Source organism: Halomonas sp. MS1, from assembly GCF_024182575.1.
In the GTDB taxonomy this organism is placed as follows: domain Bacteria; phylum Pseudomonadota; class Gammaproteobacteria; order Pseudomonadales; family Halomonadaceae; genus Vreelandella.
Map to the genome: position 1 here is coordinate 1,930,734 of NZ_CP098926.1, position 18,722 is coordinate 1,949,455.

Annotated in this window: 17 protein-coding genes; 9 read left to right on the forward strand and 8 right to left on the reverse strand. The window is 55.4% G+C overall.

Annotation, left to right across the window (positions count from 1 at the left end; translation table 11 throughout):
* The first annotated feature begins 94 nt into the window (after positions 1-94).
* Together NF683_RS08755 and NF683_RS08760 are read left to right on the forward strand one after the other, a co-directional pair.
* Entirely contained in the window at positions 95-529 is a 435-nt protein-coding gene (locus NF683_RS08755; protein WP_038480655.1) for a type II toxin-antitoxin system RatA family toxin, read from the forward strand.
* Complete coding sequence (locus tag NF683_RS08760) at positions 519-830, forward strand: RnfH family protein (protein WP_089039931.1); 312 nt, start codon at positions 519-521, stop codon at positions 828-830. Before NF683_RS08755 ends, NF683_RS08760 begins: the two co-directional genes overlap by 11 nt.
* A gap of 22 nt (positions 831-852) precedes the next feature.
* Here NF683_RS08760 and NF683_RS08765 read toward each other — a convergent pair whose 3' ends face one another.
* Complete coding sequence (locus NF683_RS08765) at positions 853-1,302, reverse strand: outer membrane protein assembly factor BamE (RefSeq protein WP_089039930.1); 450 nt, start codon at positions 1,300-1,302, stop codon at positions 853-855.
* A gap of 72 nt (positions 1,303-1,374) precedes the next feature.
* On the opposite strand from NF683_RS08765, the gene fur reads away from it, so the two are divergent.
* Complete coding sequence (gene fur / locus NF683_RS08770) at positions 1,375-1,827, forward strand: ferric iron uptake transcriptional regulator (protein WP_009723762.1); 453 nt, start codon at positions 1,375-1,377, stop codon at positions 1,825-1,827.
* Positions 1,828-1,937: 110 nt separating this feature from the next.
* Here the strand turns inward: fur and recN are convergent, their stop codons facing one another.
* The gene (gene recN / locus NF683_RS08775; protein ID WP_089039929.1) at positions 1,938-3,611 is read right to left on the reverse strand and encodes a DNA repair protein RecN; all 1,674 of its coding nucleotides are present in this window, start codon (positions 3,609-3,611) and stop codon (positions 1,938-1,940) included.
* Between the two features lie 201 nt (positions 3,612-3,812).
* Here recN and grpE point away from each other — a divergent pair, with 201 nt between their 5' ends.
* From grpE to NF683_RS08795, 4 genes are all read left to right on the forward strand, one after another.
* A complete protein-coding gene (grpE, locus tag NF683_RS08780) occupies positions 3,813-4,442 on the forward strand; it encodes a nucleotide exchange factor GrpE (protein ID WP_089040956.1) in 630 nt (209 codons plus the stop codon).
* Between the two features lie 169 nt (positions 4,443-4,611).
* Positions 4,612-6,546 (forward strand): molecular chaperone DnaK, encoded by a 1,935-nt coding sequence (gene dnaK / locus NF683_RS08785; protein WP_038480671.1) that lies wholly within the window; start codon positions 4,612-4,614, stop codon positions 6,544-6,546.
* A gap of 110 nt (positions 6,547-6,656) precedes the next feature.
* Entirely contained in the window at positions 6,657-7,811 is a 1,155-nt protein-coding gene (gene dnaJ / locus NF683_RS08790; protein WP_009723758.1) for a molecular chaperone DnaJ, read from the forward strand.
* 201 nt (positions 7,812-8,012) lie between these two features.
* Positions 8,013-8,915 (forward strand): DMT family transporter, encoded by a 903-nt coding sequence (locus NF683_RS08795; protein ID WP_089039928.1) that lies wholly within the window; start codon positions 8,013-8,015, stop codon positions 8,913-8,915.
* Here NF683_RS08795 and NF683_RS08800 read toward each other — a convergent pair.
* The 3 genes from NF683_RS08800 to NF683_RS08810 are packed head-to-tail and all read right to left on the reverse strand — an operon-like array spanning position 8,893 to position 11,823.
* Entirely contained in the window at positions 8,893-9,642 is a 750-nt protein-coding gene (locus NF683_RS08800) for an ABC transporter ATP-binding protein (RefSeq protein ID WP_253921770.1), read from the reverse strand. The two genes, NF683_RS08795 and NF683_RS08800, sit on opposite strands and share 23 nt — an antisense overlap.
* Positions 9,636-10,706, reverse strand: a complete 1,071-nt coding sequence (locus NF683_RS08805) for a FecCD family ABC transporter permease (RefSeq protein WP_198361380.1) — start codon at positions 10,704-10,706, stop codon at positions 9,636-9,638. The genes NF683_RS08800 and NF683_RS08805 overlap by 7 nt, the downstream gene beginning before the upstream one ends.
* The gene (locus NF683_RS08810; protein WP_253921771.1) at positions 10,696-11,823 is read right to left on the reverse strand and encodes an ABC transporter substrate-binding protein; all 1,128 of its coding nucleotides are present in this window, start codon (positions 11,821-11,823) and stop codon (positions 10,696-10,698) included. Before NF683_RS08810 ends, NF683_RS08805 begins: the two co-directional genes overlap by 11 nt.
* A gap of 272 nt (positions 11,824-12,095) precedes the next feature.
* On the opposite strand from NF683_RS08810, the gene NF683_RS08815 reads away from it, so the two are divergent.
* Positions 12,096-12,377: a DUF2218 domain-containing protein gene (locus NF683_RS08815; protein ID WP_193060644.1), complete on the forward strand. Its 282-nt coding sequence runs from the start codon at positions 12,096-12,098 to the stop codon at positions 12,375-12,377.
* A 139-nt stretch (positions 12,378-12,516) separates the two neighbouring features.
* Positions 12,517-13,323, forward strand: coding sequence for a 4-hydroxy-tetrahydrodipicolinate reductase (dapB, locus tag NF683_RS08820; protein WP_089039924.1), 807 nt, complete (start codon positions 12,517-12,519; stop codon positions 13,321-13,323).
* Between the two features lie 134 nt (positions 13,324-13,457).
* On the opposite strand, the gene guaD is transcribed toward dapB, so the two are convergent.
* From guaD to xdhA, 3 genes are read right to left on the reverse strand one after another with little or no spacing between them, the layout of a single operon-like run.
* Complete coding sequence (gene guaD / locus NF683_RS08825; protein ID WP_253921772.1) at positions 13,458-14,807, reverse strand: guanine deaminase; 1,350 nt, start codon at positions 14,805-14,807, stop codon at positions 13,458-13,460.
* A 35-nt stretch (positions 14,808-14,842) separates the two neighbouring features.
* Positions 14,843-17,254: a xanthine dehydrogenase molybdopterin binding subunit gene (gene xdhB / locus NF683_RS08830; RefSeq protein WP_253921773.1), complete on the reverse strand. Its 2,412-nt coding sequence runs from the start codon at positions 17,252-17,254 to the stop codon at positions 14,843-14,845.
* Positions 17,238-18,722, reverse strand: a complete 1,485-nt coding sequence (gene xdhA, locus NF683_RS08835) for a xanthine dehydrogenase small subunit (RefSeq protein ID WP_253921774.1) — start codon at positions 18,720-18,722, stop codon at positions 17,238-17,240. Before xdhA ends, xdhB begins: the two co-directional genes overlap by 17 nt.

The window sequence follows — 18,722 nt, forward strand, 5'->3', positions numbered from 1 at the left end:
CCTTCGTTATGTGGGGAGGCGTGATACCATTCAAGGTCTACAAAAATGTTTCCCATGATACGCTTTGGGCACTGTGAAGTCAGCGGAGAGGTCAATGCCAACCGTTAATCGTACCGCCTTGGTGCGGCACACCCCCCAACAAATGTTCGATCTGGTTAATGACTTCGAACGCTATCCCGAGTTCCTGCCGGGGTGTCGCCGTGCGCGCCTGCTAGAGCATGACGAGGCGCATTTGATTGGCGAGATGACCCTTGGACGTGCGGGTGTGGAACAAACAATCACTACTCGAAATGATTTATATGCCCCCGAGCGGATTGAGTTGTCGTTAGTAAAAGGGCCGTTCAAGCAGCTTAAAGGGCGTTGGTTATTTATCCCGATGGGGGAAAACGCCTGCAAGGTCAGCTTGGAAATGGAATTTGTATTTGCCAATCGCTTGCTTAGCATGGCGTTTGGAAAATTATTTCAGCAAATTGCGGGGCAGCTTGTCGATGCCTTCACGAAGCGTGCTGACGAGCGCTATGGCCGTTGATACGTTCGCGGTAGAGGTTGCCTTCGCCTTGCCGCGCAAACAGCGTCTAGTGGCCTTACAGGTGCAGCAAGGCACAACCGCACGCCAAGCGGTAATGATGGCAGATCTACCCAGCCTGTTTCCCGAGATCCCCAGCGATACCTTTGAACAGGCACCGCTGGGAATTTTTGGCAAAGCGCTGCGCCAGCCTGAACAAGAAGCGCTGCGTCCAGGCGACCGCGTTGAGGTGTATCGTCCATTAGAGATAGACCCCAAAGCTGCCCGCCTGGAGCGGGCAAAGCGTCAAGCCAGAGGCGGGTAACTTATTCGGGAGGCATCACTGGCTATGGCGCTGTGGCATTTTCTGACGTAGGTACTCGCTGACTAGGTGCGTTGATGCCGGTGATTGGATCTGCTGTTTCTGTTGCAGGGCCTGCGCCGGTGTCCGTGCTGATCGGCAGATCGCTAGAGAAATCACCTTGCTGTTCAACGTTCACCAAACGTCCCATGTTATCGAACGTGAGAGTTACACGCCGCTGCTCAACATCCGCGTACGCTTTATCAATACGATAAACGTAATCCCATTCTCGCGTGTCAAACGGGGCTTCCAGCAACGGGCGACCCATCACATAAGTGACTTGTTCTCGGGTCATTCCTGGCTGTAATTGGCTGACCATTTCTTCGGTCACCAAGTTGCCCTGAGGGATGTCGCGCTTGTAAACGCCAACGTAGCTGCAGCCGCTAACAACGGTTAGGGCAACGGAAAGAGTAATGATGCGAGTCAATTTTTGCATTTGAGCCTATTCTTCACTATCGTGGTTTCGGTCGATCATACCCGACCTAACCTGTTACTGCGAAGAGCAACCATGGCCGATCAGAACCATGAACTGCGCAAAGCCGGGCTGAAAGTAACCCTGCCGCGCGTCAAGATCCTGCAGATTCTCGAAAATGCTTCGGGTCAACACCACCTTAGCGCAGAAGAAGTGTACAAAACACTGATTGATGCGGGCGAGGATGTTGGCTTGGCTACCGTGTACCGCGTGCTGACTCAGTTTGAATCAGCAGGCTTGGTGATCCGTCATAATTTTGATGGTGGCCACGCGGTGTTCGAGATGACTCAAGAAGACCACCACGACCATATGGTGTGTTTAGAAAGTGGTGAAATCATTGAGTTTGTCGATGAAATCATCGAGCGACGTCAGCAAGAGATCGCCGAAGAGCACGGCTATGAACTTGTGGACCATGCCCTGGTGCTTTACGTACGCCCCCGTGGGTCGGACGTAACCCGACAGGACAGCGGCCCCACAAATAAAAAATAGTCGCGCTAAATAAAACGCCCCTAGGGTGCGAGTGATGACTCATTCGCGCCCTAGGGGCGTTTTTTATAGTGTGTGGCGTTTGCTAGCGCGTTGTCGATTGAAAAAAGCGCTTAGTGCGGTGGCCGTTGGCTCGCGTGCAGCATTTCGCGGGCGTGGGCGAGTGTTTGGTCAGATAGCGTTACACCGCCCAACATGCGGGCGAGTTCGCTGATACGCCCCTGTTCGTCCAGCAGGGCCATATGGGTCAGCGTGCTATCTCGTTTGGCGCGTTTTTCAATATGCAGGTGCTGATGCGCCTGAGCGGCGACCTGAGGCAGGTGGGTGACAGTCATTACTTGACCGTTTTCGCCGAGCTTGCGCAGCAGTTGACCGACAATTTCGGCCGTCGCTCCCGAGATACCCACGTCCACTTCATCGAAGACCAAGCTGGGAATGGTGGAGTGGGAAGCGGCCACCACTTGAATGGCAAGGCTGATGCGCGATAATTCACCGCCCGAAGCCACTTTGGTTAGCGGCCTGGCGGGCTGGCCTGGGTTCGCGCTAATCAGGAATTGGACGTGGTCCAGGCCTTCCGGCGTAGGCGTTTCACGCGGGGTAACGTCCACGTCAAAGCGTGCTTTACCCATCGCCAAGAACCCTAGCTGCTGCTGCACTTCTTTGCCCAAGCGAACGGCGGCTTTTTGTCGCGCCTCGCTTAGTTGTTTGGCATCACTGCGATAGCGCTCGCGGTATTCAGACACTTGGTTGCTTAACGACTCCAGGTCGTCGTCGCTGGCTTCTAGCAGTTCGACTTCCTGGCTGAGCCGGGCATGCAGTGCGCAAATCTCTTCCGGGGCAACGTGGTGTTTACGGGCAATACGGTGGACATCGCCAAGCCGTTCTTCTACCCAGGCTAGGCGCTCTGGGTCTAGTTCAGTCGTACTGGCAAGACGATTTAGCTCGCTGGAAGCTTCCTCTACTTGAATGCGCGCATCGCTAAGCATAGCCAAGGTATTGGCCAGTGTGCCTTTGTCACTGCCGGGTAACGCGCTTAAATGGGCATAGGCTTGATTTAACAGCGACAGAGCGCCACCTTCATCGCTCGCGCAGCAGTCGGCGGCAAACTGGGTTTCACGCAGCGTCTCTTCCGCATGGGCGAGGGTATGCTGCTCCTCTTCTAGCGTTTGCAGCTCACCCTCTGCCAATCCCAGTTGATCTAATTCTTCTACTTGGTAGCGCAGCAGTTGCCGCTTTGCCTCAACTTCACTGCCTTCTTCGCTGAGTTTTTTTAATCGCCGCCGGGCGCTGCGCCACTCGCGGAAGGTTTCAGCCAACTGCTGGCTACGCTCACGTAGCCCGGCATAATCATCTAGCAGGGCGAGGTGGGTTTCTTCACGCATGAGTGCCTGATGAGCATGCTGTCCATGGATTTGAATCAGCTGCTCGCCCAGCGATTTTAGGTCAGCGATGGTGGCAGGGTGGCCATTGATCCACGCTTTGGAGCGACCGCTGGCGGTAACCACACGGCGCAGCAAGCACTCTTCAGCAGGCAGCTCGCGAGCAGTCAACCACTCTGTGGCAGCGGGTAGATGTTGAATATCAAAACGAGCGGAAAGGTCGGTGCGCTCACGTCCATGGCGCACGCTGCCAGCGTCGGCACGCTCACCCAAACATAGGCCAAGGGCCCCGAGTAAAATCGATTTGCCTGCCCCAGTTTCCCCGGTAATCGCCGTCATACCACGGGTTAGGTCGAGTTCAAGGCGGTCAACAATAGCGTAATCTTGGATTGCTAGCTGCGTGAGCATAAGGCCTCCTGAGGCGGTGCGGCACAGAAGCTGGATACTTATCCAATAATTGTTGTTTTATACAGTAGTCTATAACTCACTTCAATGCCCCTCTTGAGATGGCTTTTATGGCCCCCATATAGCGTCCATACGTGGTTAATACTCGTTACTTAACCGAGGTGGCCGTTAATGCCACCGCTGGATACTTTTCAGGAGCTAGGCATGGCAAAAGAACCGCAAACCCCATTAGAAGATGAGCTGGCCCGCCAAGAGCAAGAGGCGGAAGTCACCGAGCAAGCGGCTGAAGAGCGCCTGGTCGAGGGTGAGCTGGAAGGGTTAATCGAGGACGACGCTGCGTTAGAGGACGGCGTGGGAAACCCGGAAGCCGATATGCTAGCCGCTCAGGTGGAAGAGCTTGAGCAGAGCTTGGCGGAAGCTAAAGACCAAGCGCTACGTGCCGCTGCTGAAGCTCAAAACGTGCGTCGCCGAGCTGAGCAAGAGGCTGAAAAAGCGCGTAAGTTTGCTTTAGAAAAATTTGTTAAAGAGCTGTTGCCCGTTGTTGATAGTCTGGAAAAAGCCCTAGAGAGCATGGAAGACGGAGCCTCTGACGTACATCGTGAGGGCGTTTCCATGACCCTCAAAATGCAGTTAGGCGTATTGAATAAATTTGGCGTGGAAAGCGTTGAACCCCAGGGTGAACCCTTCGACCCCCAAGTTCACGAAGCGATGGCGATGGTGCCGAATCCCGAGCTTGAACCCAATACCGTCATGGATGTGATGCAGAAGGGTTATTTGCTTAACGGCCGCCTAGTTCGCCCCGCGATGGTGGTGGTTAGCCAAAAAGCCAATTAAGCATTGGCTGACGCAAAGCAAAAAAAGCCCCTTGAAATGCTGCAAGCGGCCCCCAAATAAAGGGCAACCCGCGGGAAAACCCGCAAACGCTTTAAATTTCAAAAAGCAGATTTTTTGACATCAGCTTTCAAACATCAGTTTTGTAACAACCGAATTCGAGGTTTTTGCTATGGGACGCATTATTGGTATCGATCTGGGCACCACCAACTCTTGTGTGGCAGTGCTCGATGGTGACAGCGCTAAAGTCATTGAAAATGCCGAAGGCGGCCGCACTACGCCTTCCATTATTGCTTACACCGACGATGGTGAGACGCTGGTAGGCCAGGCGGCAAAACGTCAGGCCGTCACCAACCCTGAGAACACCCTTTACGCGATCAAGCGCCTGATTGGCCGTCGCTTCAAAGATGATGTCGTACAAAAAGACATCAAAATGGTGCCTTATAAAATCGCCGAAGCCGACAACGGTGATGCCTGGGTTGAAGTAAAAGGCAAAAAAATGGCGCCGCCGCAGGTAAGTGCGGAAGTGCTGAAGAAAATGAAGAAAACTGCCGAAGACTACCTCGGTGAAGCGGTAACTGAAGCGGTCATCACTGTACCGGCGTACTTTAACGACAGCCAGCGCCAGGCCACGAAAGATGCGGGTCGCATCGCCGGTCTTGATGTTAAGCGCATCATTAACGAGCCGACCGCTGCTGCATTGGCCTACGGTATGGACAAATCCCGTGGTGATAAAACCATCGCGGTATATGACCTGGGTGGCGGTACTTTCGATATCTCTATTATCGAAGTGGCCGACGTTGACGGCGAAACTCAGTTTGAAGTGTTGGCCACCAACGGCGACACCTTCCTGGGCGGCGAAGACTTCGACTTGGCGCTGATCAACTACTTAGTTGACCAGTTCAAAGCGGACAGCGGTATGGATCTGTCTGGCGACAACCTCGCGATGCAGCGCCTGAAAGAAGCGGCTGAGAAGGCTAAAATTGAGCTTTCCAGTGCCCAGCAGACAGACGTTAACTTGCCGTACATCACCGCTGACAACACTGGCCCGAAACACCTTAACGTGAAGGTGACGCGTGCCAAGCTGGAGTCGTTGGTTGAAGATCTGGTACAGCGCTCGCTCGACCCGTGCAAAATGGCGCTGAAAGATGCTGGTTTGTCTGCATCTGAAATCGACGAAGTGATTCTGGTCGGTGGCCAGACGCGTATGCCGATGGTGCAGAAGAAAGCCGCTGATTTCTTCGGTAAAGAAGCGCGTAAAGACGTCAACCCAGATGAAGCGGTTGCTGTTGGTGCGGCGATTCAGGGCGGTGTTCTTGGCGGCGACGTGAAAGACGTTCTGCTGCTCGACGTTACCCCGCTGACCCTGGGTATTGAAACCCTGGGTGGCGTAATGACGCCGCTGATCGACAAAAACACCACCATCCCCACGAAGAAGACGCAAACCTTCTCCACGGCGGATGACAACCAAACGGCAGTGACGATTCACGTCGTTCAGGGTGAGCGTAAGCAGGTCTCGCAGAATAAGTCGCTGGGTCGTTTTGATCTTGCCGACATTCCGCCAGCACCGCGTGGTGTGCCGCAGATTGAAGTGGCCTTCGATCTGGATGCCAACGGCATTCTAAACGTATCGGCCAAAGATAAGGCGACCAATAAAGAGCAGTCTATCGTCATTAAAGCGTCCAGCGGTCTCACGGATGAAGAGATCGAGCAAATGGTACGCGATGCGGAAGCTCACGCGGACGAAGACAAAAAGTTCGAAGCGCTGGTGCAGCTGCGTAACCAAGCAGATGGCATGATTCACGCCACTCGCAAAACCGTGCAGGAAGCCGGCGATAAAGCGACCGATGACGAGAAACAAGCCATCGAGACCGCGATCAGCGAGCTGGAAGAAGCAGTGAAGACTGACGATCAGGACAACATCCAGCAGAAGCTGGACGCGCTGACCGAAGTGTCTGGCCAATTGGCGCAGAAAATGTACGCCGAGCAAGCGGAAGCTGCTCAGCAGGCGGACGGTGAAAGTGCTGAAAATGCCAGCACCAAGCCAGAGGATGACGTGGTTGACGCTGAGTACGAAGAAGTCAACGACGACAAAAAGAAACAGTAAATCACCTCTATCTGTTAAGGAATGCGGTGGCGCGGGAGACAACTCCCGCGTTGCTGTTTCCGAAGCAGACGCCTAATTAAGTGCGTAGCTAACCAGGAGGCGTAGGACCCATGTCCAAACGCGATTATTACGAAGTCCTGGGTGTCGAAAAAGGGGCTGATCAGAAAGAGATCAAAAAGGCCTACCGCCGCTTGGCGCAAAAATTCCACCCTGATCGAAACCCGGACGATAACACTGCAGCGGAAAAATTCCGTGAGGTGTCAGAAGCGTACGAAGTCTTAAGCGATGGCGAAAAGCGCGCGGCGTATGATCAATTTGGTCACGCCGGTGTTGATGGCCAGGGCGGCGGCTTTGGCGGTGGTGGGTTCGGTGGTGGTGGCGCTGGCGACTTCAGCGACATCTTCGGCGATGTGTTTGGCGATATCTTTGGTGGCGGTGGTGGCCGTCGTCGTGGCCCTAACGCCCCCGCGCGTGGCAGTGATCTGCGCTACAACTTAGAGCTGGATCTGGAAAACGCAGTTTCCGGCACAACCGTTGATATCCGCGTGCCACGTCATATCGAATGTGACCGCTGCGATGGTGAAGGTGCTGAACCTGGTTCTAGCAAAGAAACTTGCCCCACGTGCCATGGCCACGGCCAAGTGCGTATGCAGCAAGGTTTCTTCGCGGTTCAGCAAACCTGCCCGACCTGTCACGGCAGTGGCCAGCACATCAAAGTGCCGTGCCACAAATGTAACGGTGAAGGCCGCGTGCGGGAAACGCGCACGCTATCGGTGAAGATTCCGCCTGGTGTTGATACGGGTGATCGCATTCGTCTGAATGGCGAAGGTGAAAGTGGTATTAACGGTGGCCCGCCCGGTGACCTGTATGTTCAGGTGTCGATCAAGCCACACCACATCTTCCAGCGCGATGGCAAACACCTGCAGTGTGACGTGCCGATCAATTTTGTTGACGCTGCATTAGGTGGGGAGCTAGAAGTACCCACGCTGGATGGCCGTGTGAAGCTGAAGATTCCACCGGAAACTCAAACCGGTAAACTCTTCAGGCTGCGCGGTAAAGGCGTGAAGCCGGTACGCGGCGGCGCACCTGGCGACTTGCTTTGCAAAGTGGTGCTGGAGACGCCGGTCAATCTCAATGACGAGCAGAAAGACCTGCTTCGTCAGTTGCAAGAGAGCTTTGACGGCAGCAATAGCCACAGCCACTCGCCGAAGAAAACTGGCTTCTTCGACAGTGTGAAGAAGTTTTTTGAAGAGATGAAGCCGTAACGGCGATTCACTTCACAGCACATCAGCGCCCCGACACTTTCAAGTGTCGGGGCGTTTTTGTTGATTGCTTATCGCTAACTCATTGTGTTGCATAGTGTAAAATAGCGGGTCTGATGGGCTTATCGATTAATCGCTAACCGATACCCTTTTAAAGCGTGGATTATTTGCACATAACTTATTTGCACATAAGGACGAGGGCAAATGCTAGCGGATGAAGAGTCTCGCCCTGGGTTGGGCATTGGGCTGCGGGTGCTTTCCGGCGTGCTGTTTACCGGTATGTTGGTGTGTATTAAAGCAGTGAGTGACGAGGTGCCGGTAGGGCAGTCGGTGTTTTTCCGCTCGTTATTTGCGCTGTTGCCGATTGTTGTTTTTTTGATGCTTCGTCGCGAGTTTCCGCAGGGATTGGCGACGCGCCGTCCACTGGGGCATGCGTTGCGCTCGGGGCTTGGGGCAGCGGCAATGTTCGCATCGTTCGCGGCGGTGGCCTTGTTACCTGTCGCGGAAACTACGTTGTTAGCCCAGCTGACGCCCGTGTTTATGGCGTTGGGTGGTGTCTTGCTGCTGGGGGAGCGTTTCTCGCTTTATCGGGCGGGCGCTATTGCGTTGGCGTTAGCTGGGGTGGCGGTGCTGGTGCTGCCAGGGCTTGAGGCCAGTCGCGAGCAAGGGCAGCTGGCTGGCTATGCGCTAGGGGCGCTGAGCGCGCTGTTAACGGCTGGAGCGCTGCTAACCGTACGGCGCATTTCACGTACCGAAACAGCCGGTTCCATTGCTTTTTACTTTATTCTGGTCTCTGCGCTAGCGGGGTTGGCAACGCTGCCCTTGGGCTGGGCACCGCTAAACGGTGATGTGGTGTGGTTGTTAGTGCTTTCTGGCTTGTTTGGCGGCACGGCCCATATTGCGATGACGCTGGCGCTGCGTTACGCCGAAGCGTCACGCCTAGCGCCTTTTGAATACATTGCGTTGGTGTGGCCTGTGTTAGCAGATTGGCTGCTGTTTGGCCTGCCGGTTTCTAGCGGCTTTTTGCTGGCACTGCCGTTGCTACTTAGCGGGGTCGGGCTGGCCACACTGGAAGGCCGCCGGATTAAACGGCTTCTTCGACGATAAGCTGAGGACGGCCCTTTGAGCATGGCTCAATACGCGCCGTCACTTTGTAAACTTGGCGCAGTAACTCAGGTGAAATTACTTCCTCGGTTGGAACGCAAGCGATTAAACGGCCGTTCTCTAACACCATGGCTGCATCAGTGAAACGCAACGCATGCCCGAGATCGTGAAGGGCAACCAGAATGAGCATGTTGCGCTCATCGGCAAGACGCCGCAGTACGCTTAGCAGGTTGATTTGGCGGTTAAGGTCAAGCGCTGAGGTAGGCTCATCCAGCATTAAAATTTCAGGCTCTTGAACCAGCGCCTGGGCGGCACTCACCAATTGACGTTGCCCGCCGCTTAGATCACCAATATCACGTTCGCCAAGAGCGCTGATATTGAGTTCTTCAAGCGCTCGGTCGACCTGGCTAAGGTCTTCAGCCTGCACTTTTAGGCTGCGTCCTTGCATACGTGCCAGTAGCACTGACTCGTACACCGTTAGCACCGCCTTTGCCCCCGTATCTTGAGGCATATACGCCACTGGGCGTTCAGCACTGGTGCCACTGACAATCACCTCACCATCCCCTTTTAGCAGGCCTAAAATACGGCGAAACAGGGTTGATTTACCTGCTGCGTTAGGGCCAAGCAGGGCGACAACCTGGCCGCCCTGAAAGCGCGGCGTGGTTATGTCCTGAATAATAGGACGGCGCCCGTAGCGAGCAGAAACCTGGTTAAGTTGTAGGGTTACCATGATGCCTTCTTATGGTTGAGTACCAAAAATAGGAAGAAGGGAATGCCCACGAGTGATGTGATAATGCCAATGGGAATAATGGTGCCTGGAATAATGATTTTGGAAATCACTGAGCCAACCGAAAGAATAAGCGCGCCGCATAAAGCAGAGCCGGGCAGGAAGAAGCGCTGATCCTCACCCAGCAGAATGCGCGCAATGTGTGGCCCTACTAGACCGATAAAGCCAATGGTGCCGACAAAAGCGACGGCAATCGCTGCCAGTAGTGATACCAGCACTAAAACTTCTAAGCGCAGTGCGCGCGGGTTGACGCCCATGCTTTCGGCCTTGGCATCCCCCAGGCGCATAGCGGTTAGCGCCCAGCCGTGGCGTGCCAGTAACGGCATGACGGCTGCCAGTACACCGAGTGCAATCCAAAACTTTGGCCAGGTTGCCTTGGTTAGGCTGCCCATGGTCCAGAAGACAACGGCGGCGACAGCCTGTTGGCTGGCAAAAAACTGAATCAATGCCATTAATGAGTTAAAAATAAACACCATCGCAATGCCTAGCAGTACGATCGTTTCCACCGTAACGCCGCGCTTAAGGCTGAGTGCGTGAATTAAAAAAGCGGTCACCATTGCCATCAGGAACGCATTGATGGGGACAACATACTCAATGGCCGCAGGAATGATCGCAACGCCAAAAGCCAAGCCCAGGGCAGCGCCAAAGCTAGCGCCGGCCGAAATGCCTAACGTAAACGGGCTGGCTAGCGGGTTGCTGAGGATCGTTTGCATCTGAGCCCCGGCCACCGAGAGGCTGGCACCGACCACTAACGCCATCAGCGCCACGGGCATGCGAATTTCCCACAAAATGACACGTGCCTGCTGGCTAACAGACTCCGGGGTAAACAAGGCAGCAACGACTTCGCCAAGACTGTAGCGTGCAGGACCAAGTGCAAGGTCAATACACAGGCTTAAGAACAGCGCTATGACCAGCGCCGCCAAGATCATTTGGCGGCGAAATACCTGGGTGCGATAGAAGGCGCGCCCGTGGGACACGCTATTCATAGCAGTGCTGTCAGTCGTCATTTAAAGATATCCAATAACCGGGTGCATAATCGATAGGCAAAAAGCGATCGTGCAGCTCGCGCATTGTCGCTTCAGGGTCGAGATCGTCAAACAGTTCGGGGTGCAGCCATTTCGCCAATTGCTGAACAGCAACAAAATAGTAAGGACTGTTATAGAACTGATGCCAAATGGCGTGGAAATTGCCAGTGCCGACCGCGTCAATGCCGGTCATGGCGGTGCGCTCGGTGAGTGCTTCGAGTTTCGCGCGAGCGTGATCCATGTTTGCGCCTGGTCCTACGCCTACCCAAGCGCCACCGGGAACGTAAGCATCCCAATTGCCGCCCGTGACAACGACGTGCTCGGGGTTGGCGGCAATAATTTGTTCAGGATTCAAATTGCCGAAGCTGTTAGGAATAATGCCTTCGGCAATGTTGTTGCCGCCAGCCAGGGTGACATACTCGCCAAAGTTACCAGGGCCAAAGCTCATGCAGCATTCATCTGAATACCCGCCTGCCCGGTCAATAAATACGCTCGGGCGCTCTGGGTTGGCGTCCTCAATAACATCAGTAACCCGCGCCATCTGCTCTTCAGCAAAGGCGATGAATTCCTCGGCAGCGGCTTCATCTCCCATCAACTGGCCAATAATCCGCATCGAGGGAATGGTATGTGCGATGGGGTCTTCACGGAAATCCACATAGACAATAGGGATGTCCAGCTCGGCTAACTTATCGTCATAGGCGGCGTCTTCAGTGGCTGCTTTCGCCTCAATATTCATCAGGATGACGTCAGGGTTAAGCGCCGCAGCCTGCTCAACATCAAAGGTGCCATCTTTGAAGCCACCAAAGGTGGGGATTGCCTCAATGTCGGGGAAACGTTCCAGATAGCGGGCGTAATTGTCGGGATCCGCCTGAGAAAAGTCTTCCCGCCAGCCAACCACATGGGTAAAAGGCGTTTCTGGTTCCAGCAGGCCAAGCAGATAAATTTGCCTTCCTTCGCCCAAGATAACCCGCTCGGCAGGCGCGTCTAAGGAGGCTTGACGGCCTGCAACATCGGTGACGGTGATGCTATCAGCATTGGCAGCGGTGAACGTTAAGGCGGTTAGTGCGCTAAGTAGCGTCCTGAAAGCGTGGGAAGACATAACTATATTGATCACCAGTTGGTAAGTGAAACTAACCGAGGGTCGCCAGCGCGACTATTGAGAGGTAATGCCAAGAGGAAATTGATTATGCGTGTAATTCGTATTCACTGAGCTGGGCATTATTACGAAAACAGGCTTGTTTGTCGAGGTACGCTGCTAAGGAGGCGTCGTTGGAACGTGTTGTTGCAAGGCTTTATCATTCGCCGCTTGGCGCTTTTCGCTGTGGGCATTACGCTAGTAGGAGTTCACTCGCTATCTTTGGAGAAAACACCATGCCTTTATCCCGTGCCGAAATCGTAACGCCTTCTGGTGAGCGCTTGATAAACCGCTTATGCAAGCACTGGGCACATAAGCTTGAGATTGAGCAGAATGAGCAGGAAGCCAAAATCACATTTGCCAATGGCACCTGCCTGATGCATGTCGAGGCGGATCGCTTGATTGTGTCCCTCGAAACCTTGGAAGAGGAGCATCTGGATCAGTTGGAAGGGGTGGTGGAAAGCCATCTCATGCGCATGGCAAAAGACGAGCCGCTGGAAATTGTTTGGGAGAACTAACTCGTTCGAAGCAGCGTGCGCGCTGCCCTAAGCAAGCGCCGCATCATTAACAGGGGTCTGTTATAATTTCGGCCACTTTTTTATCCTTGTTTTTCTTATACCAAGCTGGGTGCCGAACGGCGCACGCGCAGGAGTTCTCATGACCCGAATTGCCATTGTAGGCGTCGCTGGCCGTATGGGCCGCACGTTAGTAAATGCGGTAGAGCAGCAGGCAGATGCCTCACTTGCAGGCGGTATCGTTGAGCCAGGTAGTTCCTTGGCGGGTGCGGACATTGGTGAGCTGGCAGGTGTTGGCAAACGCGGTGTAGTGGCCGTCGATTCTCTCGCTGCGATTGTGGACGACTTCGATGTTCTAATCGATTTCACTGCGCCGCAGGTAACCTTGGCAAATTTGGCATTCTGCGCCGAGCACGACAAACGCATTGTGATTGGCACCACCGGCATGAGCGATGACGAACTGGCCGAGCTGGATAGCTACCGCGATAAAGTGGCCATGGTGTTCGCGCCGAATATGAGTGTCGGCGTTAACCTGACCCTCAAGTTGCTTGAGACCGCTGCAAAAGCTCTCGGTGACGAAGGCTACGATATTGAAGTCATTGAAGCGCACCATCGTCATAAAGTGGATGCGCCTTCTGGCACGGCGATTAAGATGGGAGAAGTGGTCGCGGAGAGCATCGGCCGCACGTTAAAAGAGCACGGTGTCTATGAGCGGGTAGGCCAGTGCGGTCCGCGCACCGACAAAGAGATCGGTTTTGCCACCGTGCGCGCTGGCGACATTGTTGGCGAGCACACGGTGATGTTTGCCACTGAAGGCGAGCGTATCGAAATTACCCATAAAGCCTCCAGCCGTATGACCTTTGCTAAAGGCGCGGTTCGCGCTGCTCGCTGGGTCGCTGATAAAGCACATGGTCGTTACGATATGCAGGATGTATTAGGTTTAGAGTAATGTTTTAGTACAACAGGGCGCGTCTCGGTATGCTCTCTGTTGGCTGCTGAACATGACTGTTTGGATGGCCTCCGAACCTGCTAGCAGGGTGAGGGGGCTTCGCTGTTTTGGCCCCCTCCTGATTGATTCTCGGCTTAATTTTGACGTCGGTGTTGTAGGCGTCCTCCGGCCCAGGTTTCGAAGATAGCGCGGTCGTCGCCTAGCATCATTAGAGTGAATAACTCCTCTGCCAAACTTTCGCATCGTGCCATACGTCGTGCCATTAGCGGTGAGGCTGACAGGTCGATAACTACAAAATCGGCATCCATACCTGGTGCGAAACGGCCGATACGGTCATCTAGCGATAGGGATACTGCATTGCCTCTGGTCAGGGCATGGAAACCTGACCAGGCCGTCAGTGGCTGGCCGAGCAGTTGCCCTACTTGATAGCCCGCCTTGAGAGTTGCTAATCCGGAAAGATCGGTGCCAGCGCCAATATCGCTGGCCAGGGTTAGATTTAACCCGTTTTCATGAGCGGCGTGGCGGTCGAACAAGCCGCTACCAAGAAAGAGGTTAGAGCTGGGGCAAAAAGCGATATTGGCACTGCGTTCAGCCAGCCGCTTGCGCATGCCATTGTCCAGATGAATGCCATGGGCAAAGGTGCTGCGTGGCCCAACTAGGCCGGACTGCTCGTAAACCTCAAGGTAGTCACGGCTTTCTGGAAACAGCTCGGCTACCCAGTCCAGCTCGCCGAGGTTTTCCGATAAGTGAGTTTGCAGCCATAGGCTTCCATCGTTGCGCAGCAGGCCACCGGCGGCATCAAGCTGGGTGCGCGTGGAAGTGGGAGCAAAGCGCGGTGTAACACTGTAGCCAAGGCGGTCGGTGCCATGCCAGTCGCTGATCAAGCGCTCGGTATCACGAATGCCGCCGAGGGTCTTGTCGGTAAGTGCTTCGGGGGCGTGGCGATCCATCAGTACCTTGCCAGCGAGCATACATAGGCCGCGGCGTTGGGCGGCGCTGAAGAAGGCATCTACCGAATTGGGGTGGCTTGAGCAGAACACTTGGGCGGTGGTGGTCCCGACTCGCATTAACTCTTTGAGAAAAGCGTCGGCCATGTTGTCGGCATGTGCGCGCTGGGCGAAGCGGCACTCTTCAGGAAAGGTATAGTCATTCAGCCAGTCCAGCAGTTGGCGGCCATAAGAGGCCATGATATCGAGCTGAACGTAGTGAACATGGCTGTCAATAAAGCCTGGCATGACCAGCTTGTCACGCTGGTCGATGACGCTGATATCGGCGGGCAGCTGAGGGGCCAGGGTACGATAGTCGCCGACGCCCTGAATGCGGCCGTCGGCCCACCATAGGGCGCCGTCTTGGTGGTAGACAACGCTACCCTCTCGGGGCGTGTCACCATCGCCGGGGTCGGCATCGAAACTCAAGACCCGTGCACGTATTAGCCAGGCTTGCCCCTGCTCTTGTTTCAGGCTTTGTCCTTGCTCTTCATTCATGATGTTGCTCCTGAAGATAGTTAGAGGGGGAAGGCTTAACGGCCATTGCTGTGTTGTCTGTCAGCGTCAGGGTCAAGTTTGGCGCGTGCGGCTTCGGCGGCAGCCATGACTCGCTCCGGTGTGGCTGGCGTGTCCAGAGGTATCGCCTGGGTGTAACCGTTTAGGCTGGCCAAACCGTCACGCAGGGCCGCCCATACCGACATACCAAGCATAAAAGGGGGTTCACCCACTGCCTTGGAACGATAGATGCTGGCCATGGAGTTGGGGTGGCCTTCCATTAAGGAGGTGTTGAAAGTGGCGGGTAGATCGCCGTAAGTGGGGATCTTATAGGTCGCGGGGCCATTCGAAATCAGTTGGCCTTTGCCATTCCACTTCAGCTCTTCACTGGTTAACCAGCCCATCCCCTGAATGAAACCACCTTCGACCTGGCCGATATCGATAGCCGGATTCAGGGAGTCACCCACGTCGTGGAGGATATCGACACGATCTACCAAGTATTCGCCGCTCAAGGTATCGATTGAAACTTCGGCCACCGCCGCACCAAAGGCATAGTAGTAGAAGGGGCGTCCATTGCCGCTGGCACGGTCATAATGGATCAATGGGGTAGCGTAGAAGCCTTTTTCCGATAGCGAGATGCGCGATAGATAGGCGGCTTGAACCAGCTCTCCCCAAGCGATGCGGCGTTCACTTTCGCCAAAGCCGGCTATTAGATAACCCTCTTTGATGTGGATGGTTTCTCGATCGAGATGGTAGTGCTCGGCAGCAAAGTCATAAAGCCGTGTTTTTAGTTTGAGCGCGGCATCGCGAGCCGCCTGGCCATTGAGGTCAGCGCCGCTGGAGGCTGCTGTAGGAGAGGTGTTGGGCACTTTGTCAGTACGCGTGGCGGTGATGCGCACGCTATCAAGATCCAGGCCCAGTTCACGCGCCACCACTTGGCAAATCTTCGTATGCAGCCCCTGACCCATCTCGGTGCCGCCGTGGTTGATCATTACGCTGCCGTCGGTATAGACGTGAAGGAGCGCGCCTGCTTGGTTGAGGTGCTGGGCGGTGAAGGAAATGCCGAATTTTACTGGGGTCAACGCTAAGCCTTTGCGAATGACGGGGCTCTTGGCGTTGAACTCCCGGATTTCTCGGCGCCGCTGCCAGTAGTCGCTAGAGGTTTCGAGTTGCTCAACCAGCTCATGCAGAAGAACGGTCTGATCCACCGTCTGGCCGTAATGCGTCGTGTTGCGCCCGTCGCGATAAAAGTTGCGCTTGCGTATCGTCAGCGGATCTTCGCCTAGACGGCGAGCGATGTCTTCCATTGCCGCTTCGATAACCATCATACCTTGGGGGCCGCCGAAGCCGCGGAAGGCGGTGTTAGAGGCCGTATGGGTGCGCGCTCGATATCCTGTTACGCGGACGTCACCCAGCGAATAGGCGTTATCCGAGTGAAACATAGCGCGATCAACAATGGCGTCGGAAAGGTCGGGTGAATAGCCACAGTCGCCGATTACATTGATATCGCCACCCAGAATCACGCCATGGGCATCGACGCCAAGGCGGTAGTCGTTATGAAAAGGGTGGCGCTTTCCGGTGACGCGCATGTCATCGACTCGCGGTAAGCGGAAGCGGCAGCTGCGCCCGGTTCGCCGGGCGATTAAGGCGGCCAGGCAAGCCCAAGGCGAAGCCTGTGTTTCCTTGCCTCCGAATCCGCCCCCCATGCGGCGAGTCTCGACGGTAACGGCATGAAAGGGAATACCGAGTACCTCGGCAACCAGTTTCTGCGTCTCGCTGGGATGCTGGTTTGAGGTATGAATCATGACGCCTTCGTCTTCGCTGGGATGGGCGACGCAGGCCTGCCCTTCCAAGTAGAAGTGCTCCTGGCCGCCGACAAACTGTTTGCCAGCAACGACAATGGCGGCGTCGGCAAAGGCTTTTTCCCAATCTCCACTGATCTGTTGATGGGTGGGGCGAACCAGGTCGCCCGCGTTGGCGGCGGCAACAGGGTCGAGGCTCGCAGGGCGCTCTTCAATCTCGATGATTGCCTTTTCGACTGCTTGACGAGCCGCACGGTGGCTGTCGGCCGCCACGGCAAATAGCACTTGGCCCGCGTAGAGCACTTCGCCGTCGGCCATGATGGGATCCCCTGGGAAAACGGGGCCAATATCGGTATGGCCTGGCACGTCTGCCACGCTAATAACATCGACCACACCAGGAGCAGACCTTACCGCTTCCAGATCCATGCGGGTAATGCGCCCGTGGGCGACAGATGACAGGCCTGCGGCTAGGTGGAGGGCATTGGCCGGAAGGGCTAGGTCATCAATATAAGCCGCGCGCCCGGTGACATGCTTGATGGCACTCTCGTGATTGGCCGAGGTGCCAGAAAAAAAACGGCCGGTATGTTGTGCTGGCTGAAATGCTTTCTGCTCAGGCTGTGGTGCTGGCAGATCAGTGAGCGTACGCATGGAGCATCACCTCCTGAGTGTGTGTTTGGGCGTGGGTAGACGATTCGATAACCAGGCGCAGGCGTTCAAGTAGCGCGCTCGCTGAGCGCGTGCGGTAGTTGGCACTGCCACGAACATCGCTCATCGGTGAAAAGTCATTCGCGAGCGCTTGGCGAGCAGCCTCAAAGACGGTTGGTGAGGGGGGATTTCCTTCGAGAGCCGCTTCGGCCCCACGGGCTCGGGCAGGTATGCCGGCCATGCCACCGAAGGCCAGGCGGACATCGCGTAGACACCCATCCTCCAGATGCCAGGCAAAGGCACTCAGCACGGCAGAAATATCATCTTCGCGCCGCTTCGAGAGTTTCCATACTTTCAACTGGCGGCCTGCTTGCGGGGCCGGGATGAAAACCGCGCTTAACACTTCATTGTCAGCCAGGTCGGTCTTTTTGTAGTCGATGAAGAAGTTGCTGGCGGCAATCTCGCGGGAGCCGTTAGGGCCTGCGAGGCGAAGCTGTGCATCAAGGGCCAGCAGCACCGGCGGGGTGTCGCCGATGGGGGATGCATTAGCGACGTTGCCACCCAAGGTGCCGCGGTTGCGTACCTGAGCCGAGCCTAGGCGGTGTAGAAGATGGGCAAAGGTTGGATATTCACTCTCGAGTAGGGGCTCCAAGCGTGCATAGGTGACGGCTGCTCCGATCCACCAGCCGGGGCGCCCGCTCGCATCCTGACCTTGTTCAATTTGCTGAAGCTCACTTACGCGCGTGGTATCGATAAGCCGTGGTAAGTCCTTCAGTTGTTGGGTGACTTCAAGCCAAAGGTCAGTGGCACCCGCAACCAAGCGTGCTTCTGGATGGGCTGCGCGTAGGCGCACTAGGTCATTCAACTGGCGAGGTTGATGGAAACGGCTACTGGTTTCGTCCAGGTTGGCCACGTGCTGATTATCTTGCGCATCATTCAGTGTTGCATCTAACCATACAGGGCGATGGCCATCGATACTGTTCATTGCTAATGCCGCATCACGAATGGGGCGATAGCCAGTGCAGCGACACAGGTTGCCGCCAAGTGCGGCTTCAAGGCGCTCAGGACTAAAGGGAGTGGCGAGCGGGTTAGTGTGCTGTTCTTCGTGCAGTGTGAACAATGACATCACAATGCCCGGCGTGCAGAAGCCGCATTGGCTACCATGGCATTCGACCATGGCTGCCTGGGCGGGATGCAGGTATTGCTGGTCGTCAGCGAGACCTTCGACGGTGACTAAGTGGCGGCCTTGGAGCTGATGAGCGGGCATGATGCAGGCGTTGGCGCTGTGGTAGCGTAGCTCGCCATTGGCATCGGGTGCCCCGATGGCTACCGTGCAAGCGCCGCAATCACCAGACGCGCAACCTTCCTTGGTGCCGGTCAGGTGTAGTTGTTCTCTTAGCAGTTCCAGAACACTAAGGTGAACATCCGCTGTAACGCGATGCGGTTGCCCATTGAGGTGAAATGTAATCAT

Excerpts from the sequence above, each read along its gene's own strand:
- NF683_RS08800 (WP_253921770.1), bottom strand. The coding sequence starts at position 9,642 with ATGGTAACCCTACAACTTAACCAGGTTTCTGCTCGCTACGGGCGCCGT.
- NF683_RS08765 (WP_089039930.1), bottom strand. The coding sequence starts at position 1,302 with ATGCAAAAATTGACTCGCATCATTACTCTTTCCGTTGCCCTAACCGTT.
- recN (WP_089039929.1), bottom strand. The coding sequence starts at position 3,611 with ATGCTCACGCAGCTAGCAATCCAAGATTACGCTATTGTTGACCGCCTT.
- grpE (WP_089040956.1), top strand. The coding sequence starts at position 3,813 with ATGGCAAAAGAACCGCAAACCCCATTAGAAGATGAGCTGGCCCGCCAA.
- NF683_RS08810 (WP_253921771.1), bottom strand. The coding sequence starts at position 11,823 with ATGTCTTCCCACGCTTTCAGGACGCTACTTAGCGCACTAACCGCCTTA.
- dapB (WP_089039924.1), top strand. The coding sequence starts at position 12,517 with ATGACCCGAATTGCCATTGTAGGCGTCGCTGGCCGTATGGGCCGCACG.
- NF683_RS08795 (WP_089039928.1), top strand. The coding sequence starts at position 8,013 with ATGCTAGCGGATGAAGAGTCTCGCCCTGGGTTGGGCATTGGGCTGCGG.
- dnaK (WP_038480671.1), top strand. The coding sequence starts at position 4,612 with ATGGGACGCATTATTGGTATCGATCTGGGCACCACCAACTCTTGTGTG.
- fur (WP_009723762.1), top strand. The coding sequence starts at position 1,375 with ATGGCCGATCAGAACCATGAACTGCGCAAAGCCGGGCTGAAAGTAACC.
- NF683_RS08755 (WP_038480655.1), top strand. The coding sequence starts at position 95 with ATGCCAACCGTTAATCGTACCGCCTTGGTGCGGCACACCCCCCAACAA.
- NF683_RS08815 (WP_193060644.1), top strand. The coding sequence starts at position 12,096 with ATGCCTTTATCCCGTGCCGAAATCGTAACGCCTTCTGGTGAGCGCTTG.
- xdhB (WP_253921773.1), bottom strand. The coding sequence starts at position 17,254 with ATGCGTACGCTCACTGATCTGCCAGCACCACAGCCTGAGCAGAAAGCA.
- guaD (WP_253921772.1), bottom strand. The coding sequence starts at position 14,807 with ATGAATGAAGAGCAAGGACAAAGCCTGAAACAAGAGCAGGGGCAAGCC.
- dnaJ (WP_009723758.1), top strand. The coding sequence starts at position 6,657 with ATGTCCAAACGCGATTATTACGAAGTCCTGGGTGTCGAAAAAGGGGCT.
- xdhA (WP_253921774.1), bottom strand. The coding sequence starts at position 18,722 with ATGATTACATTTCACCTCAATGGGCAACCGCATCGCGTTACAGCGGAT.
- NF683_RS08760 (WP_089039931.1), top strand. The coding sequence starts at position 519 with ATGGCCGTTGATACGTTCGCGGTAGAGGTTGCCTTCGCCTTGCCGCGC.
- NF683_RS08805 (WP_198361380.1), bottom strand. The coding sequence starts at position 10,706 with ATGACGACTGACAGCACTGCTATGAATAGCGTGTCCCACGGGCGCGCC.